The sequence below is a fragment of the Gracilimonas mengyeensis genome, assembly GCF_900182705.1.
Lineage (GTDB): Bacteria > Bacteroidota > Rhodothermia > Balneolales > Balneolaceae > Gracilimonas > Gracilimonas mengyeensis.
Window position 1 is genome coordinate 571451 of sequence record NZ_FXTP01000001.1, and the last position, 16854, is coordinate 588304.

Consider the following 16854-nt stretch of genomic DNA (forward strand, 5'->3'; position numbering starts at 1 on the left):
ACGCGTTATTTAGAGACAAGCTGATCTTTGTACTGCAATTCATATAGCTTCTTGTAGATGCCTTTGTCCTTAAGGATAAGCTCCTGATGACTACCCGATTCACGGATTTCCCCTTTGTGCATCACCAAAATAGTATCGGCATGCTGTATCGTCGAAAGCCTGTGGGCAATCACAATGGAGGTGCGCCCTTCCATCATCAGGTTACTGGCTTGGGTTACCAGAGCTTCCGTTTCGGAGTCTACGCTGGACGTCGCTTCGTCCAGTATCAAAATTTCAGGATTGTACACCAAGGCCCGAACAAAGCAAATAAGCTGCCTCTGTCCCATTGATAAAGACGCCCCACGTTCCTGAAGCTCATAATCATAGCTGTTTGGTAATTTTTCAATGAACCGGTGTGCTTCTACTTTGTGAGCAGCTTCAATAACCTCATCACGGGTAATATCCGGATGGCCAAGGGTGATATTGTCAAGGATGGTTCCCGAAAATAAGGTATTGTCCTGCAATACTAAGCCAAAGTGAGATCGTAATTCATAGAGGCTTAACTCGCGAATATCAACGCCATCCAGCTTAATGCTTCCTTTTTCTATATCGTAGAAGCGCAGCAAGATATTTATGATAGTGGTTTTTCCAGCCCCGGTAGCGCCAACAATAGCAATATCATCTCCCGACTCAGCAGTGAAAGAAACATCTTTCAACACATAGTCTTCATCAGGATTGTACTTAAACCAGACGTTTTCAAATTCGATTTTGCCTTGTGGATTTTCAATTGTTTTGGGATTCTCGGTTTCCTTCACCTGCGTTTCGGTATCCAATACCCCAAATATTCGTTCGGAAGAAGCCAATGCAGATTGCAGCGTATTGAACTTTTCAGATAAGCCCTGAATCGGCCTGAAGAACTGCCGCGCATATTGAATAAAGGCCAGCAATACACCAAAGGTAACCCCGTCCATAAGCGCCCTCGCGCCGCCATACCATACAATTAGTGCCATAGCCAGGCTCGCAGTCACTTCAACAATAGGCCAGAATATGGCAAAGTAGAAAATGGTTTCTATATATGCGTCACGGTGACCGGCGTTAATCTTCTTAAACTTCTCCTGCTGTTTTTCCTGGCGATTGAACAGCTGTACGACATCCATTCCATTGATATGTTCCTGCACAAAAGAATTTAATTGGGAGATCTTATCCCTCACTTCAAGAAAAGTGACCCTAACTTTGGCTTTAAACCAGAAGGTGGCGTAGAAAAGAATGGGCAACACCGTCAGGGTAACAATACTCAGTTCCCAGCTCATGCTGAACATGAAGTACAGGATAAAGATTATCCGGAACAGGTCGCCAATGATGGTAACTACTCCATCAGATAATAACTCACTGAGCGCTTCAATATCACTAGTGGTTCGGGTAATCAGGCGTCCAATGGGGTTCTTGTCAAAAAACTGGATGTTTAGTGACTGTATTTTTTTAAAAACGGTATTACGAAGCGAATAGAGTGTATTCTGGCCAAACCAGCGCGTCAGGTAGGTATTGAATACCAACAGTATAAATTCGCCAAGTAAAGCTCCTCCCAGCAGCGTTATGATCCACCAAAGACCTTCGTAATCGTCCGTTTTGATATATTCATCAACCGCAATTTGGGTAAGCTTAGGACGGATGGTTCCCAGGTAAGAAGCTGACAACGTAAGTGCTATGGCCAACAGCACATACCAGCGGTAGGGTTTTAGAAAAAAATAAAGCCGCCGAATCAGTGTGGTATCGACGGCTTCAGATTGTTTTTTACTCACGTAATTTTAGTCTTAGAATCTGTCAAAATCATCATAGGATGATCTTGGAGTGATTTTTCGATGGTTTGAAGTAGAATCGTCATCTTTATCTTTTATTCCAGAACTATAGGTGCTGCTTCCGTAAGTTTTGCGCTTGTAGTTATCACTTTTACCACGGCTGCTGCTTGACCGGCTGGAACTGCTGCTTCTGGAGCTGCTTTTTCCTCGGCTGGAAGAACTGCCACTGCTTTTACGGCTGCGGAATTTCTTCTTCTTGTTACTGCTGCCGCCTTTATGGTTTTTCTTGCCACGGTAGTTACTGCTGCCGCCACCACCTTTCTTGTTCAGCTCTTTCAACTCAACTTTGGCGCTGATAATTCCACGCTCATGCATTGGATCGGTGAATATTGGACGCAATTCGTTGGCAAGCCATGCGGGATAAAATCCTTCGCGCGCTTCCTTCAATAAGTCATGAGCATTGGTGTAGCGTGCCGAGAAGTGCCCGATTACCAACAATTTGGTTTGAGCTTCGGTAGCTACACGAGCAGCATCGGCAGTTGAAGAGTGACCGGTTTCACGGGCTTTGTCTTCCAGATCTTTTCCGAAGGTTGCCTCATGATAAAGGATGTTGGTATTCATAGCCAGTTTCACCGCATTGGGGGTGTACTTGGTATCTGTGACGTAAGCGAAACTATCGCCAGGACGAGGATGCCCAACAATATCATACGATTTAACCACCGTTCCGTCATCCAGAGTGACATCATTTCCGGCTTTGAGCTCTTTAAACTGCTCATCTTTGTTGATACCCATCTTTTCAGCTTTATCAGCATCAACTTTTCCGGGTTTGTCTTTCTCCTGGAACCGGTATCCCACACAAAACTTAGTGTGGTTCAGAGGGCGAGCCTCTACATAATATTCATCAGCATCTAAAACCTTTTCCGATTCAATATCTTCATCAATTTCGTTGTAATTGATGGTATAGGTAGGATCGATGTTAGCAAATTTCAGATTGTATTCAACATACTCCTTAATGCCTTTCGGACCGATGATATTTAAGTCCTTGTCTCTGCGTTGCAATTGCAGGGTAGCCAAAAGTCCCAGAATGCCGGAAAAGTGGTCTACATCAAAATGTGTTATAAAAATAGCTTCTATTTTTGACCTCTTGATGCCGGCTTGCAACATGCGCATTTGGGTATTTTCGCCACAGTCGAAAAGAAAGACACTCCCTTCTCTCCATAAAGCTACTGAGGGTAAATGGCGCACGGCGGTTGGGGTTGCCGAGGCTACTCCTAAAGGTACTACGATCATTGTTTTATCTCCCGTAATGTATCATTTTTAAGGGGCTTTGCTATCATACAAACAGCCCCGGTTGTTTTTATATTTCTGCCAATTCTTCTTCAAGTAATTGTTTGTTATGCATGGCACTATATCGGCCGTTTTCAGCCAGTAATTGCTCGTGTGTGCCAGACTCCACGATACGTCCTTCTTCTATATAATATATTTTATCAGCATCTTTTATCGTTGAAATCCGATGGCTGATCATAATGGTAGTTCTACCGCTGAGCTCTTGCCTTAAATGCTTTAAAATTGCTTCTTCTGTTTTCGTATCAACGGCACTTAGCGAGTCATCGAAAACCAAAATACGGGGATCCTTAATCAGAGCTCTTGCGATGGCCGTGCGTTGTTTTTGGCCACCTGATAATGTAATACCCCGCTCACCAAGCATAGTCTTAAATTTTTTCTCAAATTCCAAAATATTCTCTTTTACCTGTGCCTTTTCTGCCGCATGTTCAATTTGCTTTTCATCGGCTTCATTTACACCAAACGCTATATTATCTCCTATAGTGTCTGAAAATAAGAATGTTTCCTGAGGAACGAAACCCACAGCGTCCCTAATTGCTTCTAATTTCCACTTTTTAAGATCTTCCCCATCCAAAAGGATTTTTCCCTCAACCGGATCAAACAAACGTGGAATGAGCTGTACCAAGGTAGTTTTTCCAGAACCGGTACGGCCTACTATAGCAATATTCTCCCCTGATTTTATTTTAAAACTGATATTCTCAAGTACTTTTTCATCAGAACCGGGGTATGAAAACGATACGTTTTTGAATTCAATATCTCCGTTAATTTCACCATCCACACTGTGTTCGTCGTCTTCGATGTAGTTCGGTTCATTCATTAGCTCTTCAATGCGGTTCCATGAAGCGAGCGAACGCTGAAAGCGATTGGTAGTATATCCCAAAGCGGCTACAGGCCAAATCAGGTAAGCCACATAAATCAAAAACTCAGCAATGTTACCAACAGTTAAAGTGCCTTCGATTACCATGCCCCCTCCCTTCCAAATCACAATAATGAGGGATAGCCCAATCAAAAAGTTCAGAGCAGGATGAAACATTGATTCAATAGCATCCAGCCGTAATTTTTTCTTGCGATACTGTTCACTTTCTTCTTCAAACAATTTTTGTTCGTGATCGGTACGGTTGTAGGACTGAATCAATCGTATAGCTGAAAAAGTCTCTTTAGCCCGCCCGGCCAAAGTAGAATATTGCTCCTGAATAATAGTTGAATGCGTATGGATATAGCCGGTAATCCAATATGCAAAAAATGAGATCAGCGGTAGAGGAATTAAGGCCCACAACGTAAGTTCAGGATTCACAATAAACATCATGGTAAGCACAAAACCAGCCCTGGTTATGGTATTAATGCTATACATAATAACCGGGCCATAATAGTCCCGAACCTTGGAAACATCCTCAGTAGCCCGCACGTAGGTCTCGCCAGAAGAATTTTCGGCATAGTAACGTTGTGGCAGGTTCATAAGTTTTTTAACGATATCATTGCGGATATCAAACTCTACCCTGCGGGAGGTTACGATAAGTGTCTGGCGAGTGGCAAATAAGAGAATACCATACAGTGCCACTGTACCTATCAAGATCAGAGAATTGGTTGCGAGGATTTTTGAAGCTTCCGTAGAAAATAGAGTTTGCACAATGCTTGAGGGCACGTCAAATCCTTCTTCACCAAGGGCTTCAACCTGATCCATCGTGCGGCGAATATATACCGGAATCCACACCAAGAAAAAGTTCGAAGCCGTCAGAAAAAGAGTACCAAGAATCATGGTACTCTTATACTTTCTTAAATATTTATTTAACTCTTTTAGCGCACCCAAACCTTACAGGGATTGTCTCTATTTATATTTATAACAGGTTTTCAGCTGTCAAATCGGTTAACCCATTTTTGACCCAGCCTCACACCAGAAAGATAAGCGGATTCTACGGTATTTCCGTTCATATAAGCTCCAACCAAAGCAAGAGGTGTTTCTTTGCCCATAATTTCCATAAAATCATGTGGTAAAGGATTAATAGCCCGGCTGTATTTCCAGTAGTGAAGGCTTTTCCATTCAGGTAATGCAGCCCAACCGTCCAATATTTGTGCGAGACGATCTAAAATGATTTCCTGAACTTTTTCACGCTCTTCATTTGCATGTTTTTTGGCAAACTCCCAAGTAGTTTGTACCACCAGTGCTTTATTGGAATCTTCCTTTCTTTTGGTGTACTCGTTGGAAATCCATTGAATTATTTCATCATCACACTCCAGTGCATTCCATTCTGGCATCTCTGTATCGGCAAGATAGCCGGCCATCAGTGAAAATTGAGATTCGTATTCCACCTCATCAATCTCCCGAATCAGCTTAAGGGTCTCAATTTCGTCTATAGTTGTATTTATAAGAGCATACGCCTGGCGAGCCGGAGCAGTAATAATTACGGCATCGGCACCTTCGGTTAAAGCAGTAGGAAAATTTAGCATCCAGCTGCGTTTCTTGGTACGATTCTCACCAATATGAGTCAAGCCGCTTACTTTTTCTTCCATGCGGACATCCAGCATGCGTCCAAATTGTTTGCAAAACTCATTCATTCCGCCGGGCGCATAATAATAAGGCGTATCAGCCTCTTTACTTTTGATGTTGCCTTTGGCATCGCGATGAGCAAAATTTCCATCCCAGGTGGTTAGAATTCCTTTCTCGGAATATTTATTTACGAGTTCGAGAAATTCCGGATCTTTGGCCTGAAAATAGGTTACCCCATGATCCAGTTTCGCCTGATTATCTTTACCGGCATAGCGGGTGGCGAGACGACCGCCATAACCACGGCTTTTTTCAAAAACTACGACCTCGTGCCCGGCTTTGATAAGTTCATTACCTGCCGCTAAACCTGAAATACCTGCTCCTATAATTGCAATCTTCATTGTTCGCTAAATTTTCCATTCTTGCCCCTGGAAACTCTGATAAGACTCCAGGTGCAACATACATGATTATTATTGTTCAATTTCAAAAAGGGTTACCCGGGGCTGCACTGCTTTTTTATCTAACAGTGCGGGCCAATAAGCTACTACTCCACTGGCCTTGGGCCGTCCTCCGGCAAAACCGGTCACACCACTTGGTCCGGTGAGTATAAGTGGTGCTACCTCCATCCCAAAACGGTTCAGGTCTTCCTTGCTTTGTCCGGAAACTGAGATCCGCATCTGAATTTCATCATACTCTTGCTGTAGGGCTTCCTCCGTTACCGGCACTTCAGTGTTACCATTATAACCTACATACTCTTTGTGAAATTCGTCAAACTTTAAACCCAATTTTTTGGCTCTTTGCTCGAGTATTTCAGCTCCTTTTACTGCTTTTTTAAGAGCTCCTGGCCAACAATACACCAAGGTGGCAGAAAGTTTATATCCATCGTTGTAACTGGCTGATATTTTGTAGGTGGGTGTATCGGGTTTACCTTTGATGCCGGTGACTTTAACCCGGTTCTTACCGGCTTCTTCTACCTTCACCGAGGTGAAATCTGCAATTACATCCGGAGTAATATATTCCGAAGGATCGCCGATTTCATACAGCAGTTGTTCCTTCACCGTCATCTCGCTCACTAGTCCGCCGGTATTTTCGTGCTTGGTCACAAAAAACTCTCCGTTGGGATGAGCTTCAATGATCGGGAAACCAATATCGGTGAAGTCTTCCACTTTTTCCCAATCTGTAAAGTTTCCTCCTGAAACCTGCGCTCCACACTCAATAATATGTCCGGCAATGGTTCCCACTGCCATCTTATCGAAATCTTCAAAATCCCACCCAAATTCATAAATCATGGGAGCCAGTGTCAATCCCGTATCGGTGACCCGGCCGGTTATTATCACATCGGCACCTTCTTGCAAGGCTTTCACAATAGGCCGACATCCGAAATACACATTGGCACTCAAAAGTTCATCTTTAATTTCGGTGATGGGACGTCCATCGTCCATGTTGTCCAAAGTGTGACCGTCTTTTACCAATTCATCAATATTTTGCAGGATGTCATCACCGTCAACAACCGCTACTTTTAGTCCGGTATAGCCTTTTTCTTTGGCTACTTTTAGGATCTCATCCTTACATGCCAAGGGATTTACACCGCCGGCGTTGCTTATCACTTTAATGCCGTCATTTTTGATCTCTGGCAGCACCTGCTCCACCACGTGTACAAAGTCCCGGGCATAACCCCAGTCGGCATTCCGCATTTTCTGTTTCTGCATGATAGACATGGTTACCTCAGCCAGGTAATCCATCACCAAATAATCAATCGGACCCTTTTTTGCCTGGTTAATGGGAGCGTTTGGCAGATCGCCCCAAAATCCCTGACCCGATGCAATGCGGATAAAATCTTTCATATAGTTTCACGGTTAGTACAACTGAAATTCGCGCTGAATATCGGGATATTTTCCGTGCATTGAAACTAAAAACCCCTGTTAGAAATGCCTACCCCTACGCACACCGATTTTATGAGGGTTAAAGGGTGTAAATGGATTTTATTTAATGAGCGTCATAGTTTTGGTTTTAATAGTCCCCCCAGCCTCTAAACGATAAATATAGGTACCGGAAGAAAGCCCCCCCCCCCATCGAAATACACTTCATAAACTCCGGGGGTTTGACGCTGGCTGATCAATGTTTTTACTTTCCGTCCTGTAATGTCAAAAACCTCTAACCGCACATTTGTTGTTTCCAATACGGAATAACCGATTAAAGTAGAAGGGTTGAAAGGATTGGGATAATTTGCATTAAGCGTAATCGGACCAATCTTACTGGCATATTCCAATTCACTCAGCTGTAGAGGTGGACTTTCATTGAAACGTATTGTAGCATGAACCGGTGGATCGAGGTTATCTTTGTATTTGTAATGAAAAATTATTCTCGGTGTATCAATCTTTTTTCCTCCGGAATTCATTAACGTATGAATTTTTGGATCGGTTCCAGAATTTCCTCTATAATATACTCCTGTTGGCATGTATTCAGCTTTTTCTAAATTCATTCTTTCAGGATATCTCAATTCAATAGTATAGATATCACCTACCATGTCATTTAAATCCAGCTCCACAACGAACAATGAATCTATGACTTCTACCAGACTCATCTTAACCCCGGAGACTCCCAGTGTATCCTCTTCATTATTTTTATTACAGGTTAAGGTGTCTCTGGTCCCATTTAAATATTGAGATACTAATACACCGTCCAGCGTTGTAATCTCACCATTTCCTGATACATCTGCTGCTAAGGTATCCTCTATTACAATTTCACCAAAAAACCATTCGGTAGCTCCTATCGCATACCATGATATCAAACTACCATCCCTGCCCGTTACTTCTCCATCCCCGTTTACATCTCCACAAATAAAAGTAGAATCTGGATTACCCCCTCCAGGAGATTGTGCCAACACTTCGCCCAAACAAAATATCCCAATTACTAACACCCGAAAAATTTTATATATGATCATTCTCTGCAAGCTCTGTTATTTATATATCGCTAAATAACTAATTTTGCACATAAAAATCCATCAATATTGCACGTGATACTATAGTTTTTTTATACAATTAAAATTCAAGCTCAAATACATTAACACACTCTCTTTCTTCTATTTATTTATATAAAAAATGCCAATTCCACTTGGAATTGGCATTGATAAAAACAAGCGACAAGGATACAGTTATCGTGAAACCATCCTATAAATTTTTTTGTATCGCTCTTTTATCTAATCTTCCTCATAAAAGAATTCAATCATATTTCCATCGGGATCGGAAATAAAGAGAAAACGTCCTTTTTTACGATTTGCCGGCCCGCTCATAATAGTCACTTCTTTTTCTCTGAAGTATTTGGCCAGCTCATCAATTTTCTTGGGGTCATCCACGTAAAAGCCAAAGTGATCTACCCGAAAATCGCGGGAGGTTGGGTCATAGCTTGTTTCGGCTTCCACAATCACCAAGGTGTCTTCTTTGCCAATCTTATACACCGCCATACTTTGTCCCATGGTCTTAACCAACTCCAAGTCCAAAATATCCCCGTAAAACTCTTTGGAGGCGTCAATGCGGTTAACTCTTATTGTTATGTGATTTAATCCGGATGGTGTAAAATCCATATGTTGCTTGATGATTAATTCAGGTTTAGTATTTATCCGCCCAAACATACAACCGGATTTTTAAAATCCAAAGTCTTCACTTGAAACTGATAGTGTAGGTGTCATTTATTAACAAAAAAAGCCGCTCCCTTTATTTTAGGAAGCGGCCGGTACCGTACATCTTACCCTTAGAATTAATTAAAAATCGAGTAACTCCATTTCCTCTCGTTCACTGCGTTTGCCAGAACGGCGGGCAGACTGCTGTGATTTACTTACACCATTATTCCTTCTTGGAGTTGAGTAGTTATGGCTTTGTGTAGCTGACACGTTATTTGCCAGAGCCATACCATCGAGTGAACCTATGTTCTTCTGTACTTTTGCATTGATATCTCGAATTGCAGTTTTAAGTACGTGAATCTGGCTTTGTAGTTCTTCAGCTGTAGAGGCATTGTTCTCTGCCATCTCTGAGGTATTCTCGGTTGTATTGGCAATGTTCTGAATAGTGAGTTTCAACTCATCCAGGTAGGCCACTTGTTCACCGCTTGACTGATGAACATTTTCAATCCAGTCCATGAGCTCCTCAATCTGCTGGTTAATTTTTTCGGAAATACCCACTCCCTGCTCTGCTTTCTCGAGATTGTCGGTAATCATATCACGAATTTGATTTGCTGCATCGGCTGTTTTCTGGGCCAGTACGCGAACTTCCTCCGTAACTACCGCAAATCCGGCTCCTGCTTCACCTGCTCGGGCTGCTTCTACCGCAGCATTCAAAGCCAATAAATTGGTTTGTGAAGCAATGCTGTCAATTAAGTTAGTGATGGATGAAATCTTATTGCTTGAGTCTTTCAATTCAACCATAGAAGAGTTCATATCCGCCGTGTTGGATGAAATGGTTTCCATTTTGCCCTTCACCGATGCCGTCTTGTCGTTCATATCGGCTATTTTTTGGTTCATCATATTGATGGACTGATTAGATTCTGTAACAGCCTCACTATTTGCATGGGCGTCCATGGCAAGGCGTTGCCCTGAATCAGATATAAAATCTGCAGCCTGGCTGGTATAATTCACAGAATCATCCAAATCATCCATGATATCGAATACTTCTGCATTATTTAAGTATTCATTGGTCAGATTCAGAATGATATTGCTAAAAGCCACTACTTCAATAATTACAAAAACAGCGTGCAATGCTACAATGCCCCATCCACAACCATAATCAAACACCATAAGTGGCGTACCTGCAATGGTAAATTCGTACATCTGGGCTGCATTAAAAACCGCATGATGGACTGCAATGGTTGTCCCAGCTGCAATTAATGGCAGTATGTCTTTGTAACGGATCAAAAATGCAATGGCTACAAATATGTGAAAGTGCATTTCTATTTTCCCCAGGTTCTGTTGAATAAAGATCATGGAAAAGGCCATAAATGCCGCACCCATCGTAGCTCTGCTCCACGCACTTCCCGGGCTTGATTTGTAGGATGCATAAGCAATTCCATAAATGATACCACCTCCAATAAAACCGAGCAGATAGGTGCTATAAAAAAAGGCCGTTATGGTTGATGCCGCTACCCAGTGAAATAGGAGCAACTTTAGCATAAACTGATCTGCCTCTACAAAAGTAGCGTACAAATTTTGCCGTACTCCGGCTGATAAATCATTTTTATACGATGGAAAAAGGGTTTCCATCCATGTTAACTGTTTCATTGTTTCCATTACTTCCTTAAATGTGATTTTTGTATGTATTCCTGTTTATACCGTTACCTACAATGCGCTGATAATTGCGTGTTCTAAAGTTTTTTTGTCAGATATGTTTGCTAAAACCCGGCTTATTCGCCATTTACCTTCTTTCTTATTCAGAATATAAAAATGATCCGTGTGGTCAATATCGTATGGATTGACAGGGTCAGATTTAATTCTGAGCGAGAAGTCTTTTTTTAATTTTTCCAATAATTCTGCATCTGTATTTATCCCGCGAATATCATTCGAGAATGATTTTCCATAGGTCTCGGCCCGGTTTAGCTGCGTTTGAGCATTGATATCTACAAACGTTATACCTGCTGAAATTCCAGGGCGTTCAGTCCTAAGGCTATCCATTGCCCCTGCAGCTTTTATTAAGGCATTGGGACAAATAAACGAACAGCCCGCATATCCAAAAAAAACGACCTCCACCTGATTCCCGGAATTTTCCAGAAAAGGTACTCCTTCCACTACCCTTTTCTCCAAAGGGTGCCGCTCCCCAAAAAATGATAATCCAGCAAACAATACAGCCGGCAGTATCAACAGAGCAGTAAGTAGTAAGGGAGGTAGTATTTTTTTCATACACTTTTCGTTTGTCTGAGTTATCGGGGGAGCCGAAAAAAGATTTAGCTTAGAAAAATCACCCATCTCCTATCTTGTTGCTACCTCTAATTGACTGTATCACAATAAGAAAGCCCCTGCCTGTACATATTCCATTCTTTTTATTAAAAAATTTTAATGTTTTAAAAGAGGCTAAACTGTTCTGAAATTCATTTCATTCCTTTGTCGAAAATCTCTCCTGACCTTTACAGCCTGTATTACTTCGTGATAGTACGGTAAAGCATTTGTATTTTGGCTGGTCGAATTGGATATTTGTCCACCTTTAATAAACCCATTCTTAACTGTGTCCACCTTATATATTGTTGCGACCCCTATTGGTAACCTACAGGATTTTTCGCCCCGAGCGGTAGAAGTCCTGAAATCTGTAGAATATATAGCCTGTGAAGACACCCGCACTTCCGGCAACCTTTTGCAACATTTTGGTATTGATAAACCCACCTTCTCTTTTCACCAACATAATGAACACCGTAAAGTCGGCCACCTGATGAACATCCTGGATGCCAATCAAGATGTGGCGCTAATCAGTGACGCGGGCATGCCTGGCATATCTGATCCGGGCTTTTTGGCCACAAGGGCAGCCAAGCAAGGCGGACACAACGTCACCGTTATCCCGGGACCCGATGCCGCCACAACCGCCGTAGTCGCCAGTGGACTTCCCTGCGACCGTTACATCTTTGAGGGATTTCTTCCCCACAAGAAAGGACGCCAAAAGCGCCTCAAACAACTTTCAGAGGAAGAATTAACTATTATCATATACGAAAGTCCAAACCGGTTGCTGAAATTGTTGGGAGAAATTGAAAAACACTTTGAACCGGAACGTCTGGCAGCGGTAGCGCGAGAACTCACCAAGAAGTTTGAAGAAGTAGTCCGTGGAACTATTGCTGAGTTGAAAACCGAATTTGAAAACCGTGACGCCATTAAAGGCGAAGTAGTGGTGGTAATTTCAGGCAAGGGCTATTCGGAATGAACATGAAAGCGTGGCTGGATAATAATTGGGTAATTTCTATTGCTGCAGGCATTTTGTTGGGATTGAGCTTCCCTCCCATCAATCTGTCTTTTTTAAGCATTCCGGCTTTCATCCTTTTTTTTCATCTCTCCTATACATCTGATTCTTATAAACAACTGGCCTACTACAGTTATGCAGGCTTTGTAGTGTGGAATCTCATTGGAACCTATTGGCTAATGATGGCCACCGTGCCAGCAGGCATTGCTGCTATCCTGGCCAACAGCGTGATTATGACCATCCCGCTTTGCCTGGGACGATTCTTTGCCCAAAAGTCCAATTCACCGGTAGTAATTGCTGTACTACAATCCGCCGCCTGGGTGAGCTATGAGTTCTTACATCATCAATGGGATTTGGCCTGGACCTGGTTGTCTATTGGCAATGCCTGGGCCAACTGGACGGGCATTATTCAATACATATCCATAACTGGCTTTTTGGGAATTTCTTTTTGGGTGATGTTAACCTCGGCCCTCACTTATCAGTTTATTCAACATCAACAAAAAAGACTGCTTTACGCTGCAGTCGGAGTGTTTTTGATCTTTCCCATCTGGTCTTTTTTAATGTATGAAGAAGTCCCTGAAGATCTTGGAAATGATACTGTTGAAGTAGCCATCATCCAGCCTAATCATGATTCTTACCAGGATTTTGGTGGGATGAGCGGCCTGAATGAAGTGGTCGACAGCCTGTTTGCTTTATCCGAACGAACCATCACCCCGCAAACCGATGTGGTTATCTGGCCCGAAAATGCCATTGACGGCTACATATTTACCAACTCACCTACCGCTGCCCGCATTGCCGATTCAGCCCGCAGCTGGAACACCGGCTTCCTGGTGGGAACCGGTCTCTACAAAACCTATACCGATTCTACCGAAAAACTCTACCGTGGCACTTATCGCGGTCAACCATACAACATATTCAATGCCGCACTATTTGTGGAAGCTGATGGCAGCATCTCTGATTACGAGAAAGCCAACCTTGTCCCCATCGTAGAGCGTATTCCATTTGTAGAGACCCTCTCGGTGCTGGATGTTTTCAATTGGGTGGATTGGGGAAGTATAGCAGGCTTTGGCAAAGGCACCACGCCAGATATGCTTTCCGGTGATTCATTTTTGACGCCCGGACTTATCTGTTACGACTCGGTCTATCCTTCCTGGATAAGAGAATATGTTCGCCAAGATGCCACTTTCCTCACCATCATAACCAACGACGGCTGGTGGGGTAACACCAGCGGACATCATCAACACTTTGCGTACGCCCGCCTGCGTGCTATTGAATTCGATCGATGGATTGCCCGCAGCGCCAACAACGGTATTTCAGGAGTGATAGCTCCCAATGGCGCCATCATTCAAAAAACAGACTACTGGGTACGCACTGGCTTCACGGAAACCATCCAAAACCGGGATACCAAAACCATCTATACCCGTTTTGGAGACTGGCTGCCTATGTTGCTTCTGGGACTGACTGTTTTGAGTTGGGTGTATTTTTGGTTTGAAAGGGATTAGAGCTATCTATATATCTAAATACAACACGTTTACCGGTTATCAATATTCCCCTGCCTACCACAAGCGTCTCGCTTGTGGTTTGTTGGGATAAGACAACTCAGATATATACGAAGTGGTACAAGCGAGACGCTTGCACCAGTCGGTTTGTAAAAACGCTTTAAGGATTTACTTTTTCATGTTTTCTTTTAACCGGTAAACACGTTAAACACAACACTTACAGGTTTTTAATCATCTCTTCATAATCATGATGATTACCTATCCAAAACCAAATCATAGTATCATTTTTCTTAACGCCAATAGCTCGATAATCCATACTAACTCTAACAGAATACACGTCTGGATTATCGATGATCTTTTTAAATCTCAGGCTTGGATGGGAAGGATCTTGTTTAAAAAATTGATAGGCTTTCCGAGCCTTTTGTTTTATCTCTTCAGGTAATTTCTGATAATTCTCCCAAAATCCACCAGTTGTATGAGAAATCACAACTTGTTGGTATCGAGTTTATCCGTTTTGCCAGCATCATACTCTTTCAAGGCCTCTTCAGCTACATTAGTAAGTGTTTTTTGAGAGCTTTTATATAATTCATTCCATCTCTCTTCACTTTTCATTTCCTCTAAGATAAATGCAGCAAAAGATTCTTTCTCATCATCTGCTAAATTAGAGAATTCTTTCAGAGCTTTTTCAATTGTTTCACTCATGACAAATACCGGTTTGTGAGTTATATGTACATTAAATCAGGCGTCATTAACCAGGTAACCAGAAATCAATTAATATTGAAATATTTCTAAGATACCAATAAAATGCAACGGCCATTACTTTTTTCAGATCCATGCTTCAATAAAAAATTCACAACTCCGTCCGAATTCCAAAGTGTACTTTTCCATTTGCAAGACTTTGTTCGGGAGAAATGGCATAGGTGAAAGTCAGCCGCCCGATGCGGGTTTGATAACTGAGCCCAAAGCCAGTAGAGTATAAATAATCCGTAGTTTCGAAATCGCTGGTTTCTTCGGTGAGTAATCGGGGGCGTTCGTATCCACCTGCAGCACAAAAGGCAAACAAGTAGGAACTCCGGTTCATCAAAAAGCGATACTCCACATCTCCCCACAACATGGTGCCCGCCCGGAATTGATCTTCCGCATATCCCCGCAATGAATTGGCCCCACCAAAGCGCATCAAATCATTAATCGTCACTTTATCTGCCTCCAGGAAAAATCCGTGAAGTGAAGTAGCAATCACACTATTTTCGAATATTGAAAAGTAATTATAAGCCTCTGCTGAAAGCATATTTTGTGTAAAACTTCCGGTAGAATCTTCCTGTAAATCCTTGTTGGCAATACCGAGACTTACAACAAATCGATTACCTGTAGTTGGTACATCCGGATTATCCAGGCTGGAATACTCAAAACCCAAACGCGCGATTCGTTTCTGTCCGTCTGGTTCTACTACCAGCGGCACATTGGAGCCTGAGGTGGTTGCCTGAAACGAAATCCCTCCTGTCAGCCGAAAGACCGGCGAAACCCGGTAATAACCATCCAGAACAAACTCGCGGGATTGATAGGTAGTATCATTTTGATACAGCTGGAAACCCGCAGAAACGCCGATGGGAATGTTGCCAATCCAGTCCTGGGAAGCCCCCAGGTCAAGTTCACTGGTTTCCGGGCGAAGACGCTGGTATCGAAAGTTTAAACCGTTGCCCTGTGCCAGCACATTCCAAAGGGATAGCTCCACATCGCCCACAATTTGTCCGTTCCCGCTGGCATCGGGTACATAGCCCAACAGGCCATCAAACTGGTTTAGAGAGCGCTCCTGCACCTCAAATACCAACACCGGTTCCCCATTTCGAAGTAGCACTTGTCCTTCTCCCACATTCCTGAATAATTCACTGGCCATTAAGTTGGTTCTCAAAAGCCGAAGGTATAACGGGGTGATGGGCTGCCCCGGCCTAAAACGAGAAATCTTCCTCAGATAATCCCGAGAATTCGATTGTGCCCCGGTAAAATAGATATCCGAGACTACCGCTCGTTTTCCGGTCTCAAAAGCTATCGCTACGGTTAGTTCGCATTCTGCTTCTTTTATATTGAAATGGGTGATGGTTGATTTGGCAAAAGCATATCCCTGGCTAACCAAATCATTTATTTTTTGCTGAATAATCTCCTCGAGATAAGCGTCAGAATAAGGTTCATCCGGATAGATCACCTGCAGGCTGTCAATTCCTGAATATTTGATGCTTAGTTCTTCGAGGCTAAACCGGCAGCCTCTGGCAACTTCAGCTCTTTGTTCATCAACCAACTCAATATCAGCATTCAAATAACCTTCCGAGGCAAACCATTTGAGCAGCATGGTCTGTATTGCAGAGGTATCTTCTTGCAGAGATGTAATTAACGAATCGGGAACTGAAAGCACTTTGCCATCCTGCATCACCTGGAAAGAATCTTCAGATTGCTGGCCATACACCAGCAAAGGCAGAAATAGCAACAAAAGGATGTGGCTTATTTTTGAATACATGCCTCTAAACTACATCCTTTTTTGCTGAGCTGCATGTGGGTTTTGGGGCTTCATTTCAAAGCGATTTAAGCATCTCGTCTATAGCACCAAAACCCATCCTGACTCTACCCCGAATTTCGGGGCTTCCCTAACGCACAAGTGCGCCAAGGAAGGAGACGTTTTTAGGACTTTTGTGGCGGGATGTATGTAAATTCAGGAAAAGAGATAAAGGCCAATGCTAAGAAGCAGCATTCAGCCAAACACTCACCTCCAAGTCCTCTTGCCCTCGTGGACTTGTTCCTTAGGGAAAGAGACAGAGTTAGGGCCTGTTTGCTAAAGC

Annotated in this window: 14 protein-coding genes; 2 read left to right on the forward strand and 12 right to left on the reverse strand. The window is 42.9% G+C overall.

Features of this window, described 5'->3' with window-relative positions; translation table 11 throughout:
• Positions 1 to 5 precede the first annotated feature (5 nt).
• The 9 genes from FN815_RS02295 to FN815_RS02335 form a co-directional block, all read right to left on the reverse strand.
• Entirely contained in the window at positions 6 to 1778 is a 1773-nt protein-coding gene (locus FN815_RS02295; protein WP_142452967.1) for an ABC transporter ATP-binding protein, read from the reverse strand.
• A 12-nt stretch (positions 1779 to 1790) separates the two neighbouring features.
• Entirely contained in the window at positions 1791 to 3065 is a 1275-nt protein-coding gene (gene rnz, locus FN815_RS02300) for a ribonuclease Z (RefSeq protein ID WP_142452968.1), read from the reverse strand.
• A gap of 67 nt (positions 3066 to 3132) precedes the next feature.
• The gene (locus FN815_RS02305) at positions 3133 to 4875 is read right to left on the reverse strand and encodes an ABC transporter ATP-binding protein (protein WP_142452969.1); all 1743 of its coding nucleotides are present in this window, start codon (positions 4873 to 4875) and stop codon (positions 3133 to 3135) included.
• Positions 4876 to 4967: 92 nt separating this feature from the next.
• Positions 4968 to 6002, reverse strand: a complete 1035-nt coding sequence (locus tag FN815_RS02310) for an NAD(P)/FAD-dependent oxidoreductase (RefSeq protein ID WP_142452970.1) — start codon at positions 6000 to 6002, stop codon at positions 4968 to 4970.
• Positions 6003 to 6071: 69 nt separating this feature from the next.
• Positions 6072 to 7445: an acyclic terpene utilization AtuA family protein gene (locus tag FN815_RS02315; protein WP_142452971.1), complete on the reverse strand. Its 1374-nt coding sequence runs from the start codon at positions 7443 to 7445 to the stop codon at positions 6072 to 6074.
• Between the two features lie 185 nt (positions 7446 to 7630).
• Positions 7631 to 8545, reverse strand: a complete 915-nt coding sequence (locus tag FN815_RS02320) for a dockerin type I domain-containing protein (protein ID WP_142452972.1) — start codon at positions 8543 to 8545, stop codon at positions 7631 to 7633.
• 255 nt (positions 8546 to 8800) lie between these two features.
• Positions 8801 to 9184 (reverse strand): VOC family protein, encoded by a 384-nt coding sequence (locus FN815_RS02325; RefSeq protein WP_142452973.1) that lies wholly within the window; start codon positions 9182 to 9184, stop codon positions 8801 to 8803.
• Between the two features lie 177 nt (positions 9185 to 9361).
• Positions 9362 to 10870, reverse strand: a complete 1509-nt coding sequence (locus FN815_RS19195) for a methyl-accepting chemotaxis protein (protein ID WP_185957138.1) — start codon at positions 10868 to 10870, stop codon at positions 9362 to 9364.
• A gap of 57 nt (positions 10871 to 10927) precedes the next feature.
• A complete protein-coding gene (locus FN815_RS02335) occupies positions 10928 to 11485 on the reverse strand; it encodes an SCO family protein (protein ID WP_185957139.1) in 558 nt (185 codons plus the stop codon).
• 322 nt (positions 11486 to 11807) lie between these two features.
• Between FN815_RS02335 and rsmI the strand changes: the two genes are divergently transcribed.
• Positions 11808 to 12491, forward strand: coding sequence for a 16S rRNA (cytidine(1402)-2'-O)-methyltransferase (gene rsmI / locus FN815_RS02340; RefSeq protein ID WP_142452976.1), 684 nt, complete (start codon positions 11808 to 11810; stop codon positions 12489 to 12491).
• Positions 12488 to 14029: an apolipoprotein N-acyltransferase gene (gene lnt, locus FN815_RS02345; protein WP_246075109.1), complete on the forward strand. Its 1542-nt coding sequence runs from the start codon at positions 12488 to 12490 to the stop codon at positions 14027 to 14029. Before rsmI ends, lnt begins: the two co-directional genes overlap by 4 nt.
• Before the next feature lie 214 nt (positions 14030 to 14243).
• Here lnt and FN815_RS02350 read toward each other — a convergent pair whose 3' ends face one another.
• The 3 genes from FN815_RS02350 to FN815_RS02360 all read right to left on the reverse strand — a co-directional run bounded on the left by FN815_RS02350 (position 14244) and on the right by FN815_RS02360 (position 16535).
• Positions 14244 to 14513 carry a ParE family toxin-like protein gene (locus FN815_RS02350; RefSeq protein WP_142452977.1) on the reverse strand — a complete coding sequence of 90 codons (270 nt, stop codon included), beginning with the start codon at positions 14511 to 14513 and terminating at the stop codon, positions 14244 to 14246.
• Positions 14510 to 14728 (reverse strand): hypothetical protein, encoded by a 219-nt coding sequence (locus tag FN815_RS02355; RefSeq protein WP_142452978.1) that lies wholly within the window; start codon positions 14726 to 14728, stop codon positions 14510 to 14512. Before FN815_RS02355 ends, FN815_RS02350 begins: the two co-directional genes overlap by 4 nt.
• 148 nt (positions 14729 to 14876) lie before the next feature.
• Positions 14877 to 16535 (reverse strand): BamA/TamA family outer membrane protein, encoded by a 1659-nt coding sequence (locus tag FN815_RS02360; RefSeq protein ID WP_142452979.1) that lies wholly within the window; start codon positions 16533 to 16535, stop codon positions 14877 to 14879.
• Positions 16536 to 16854: the final 319 nt, after the last annotated feature.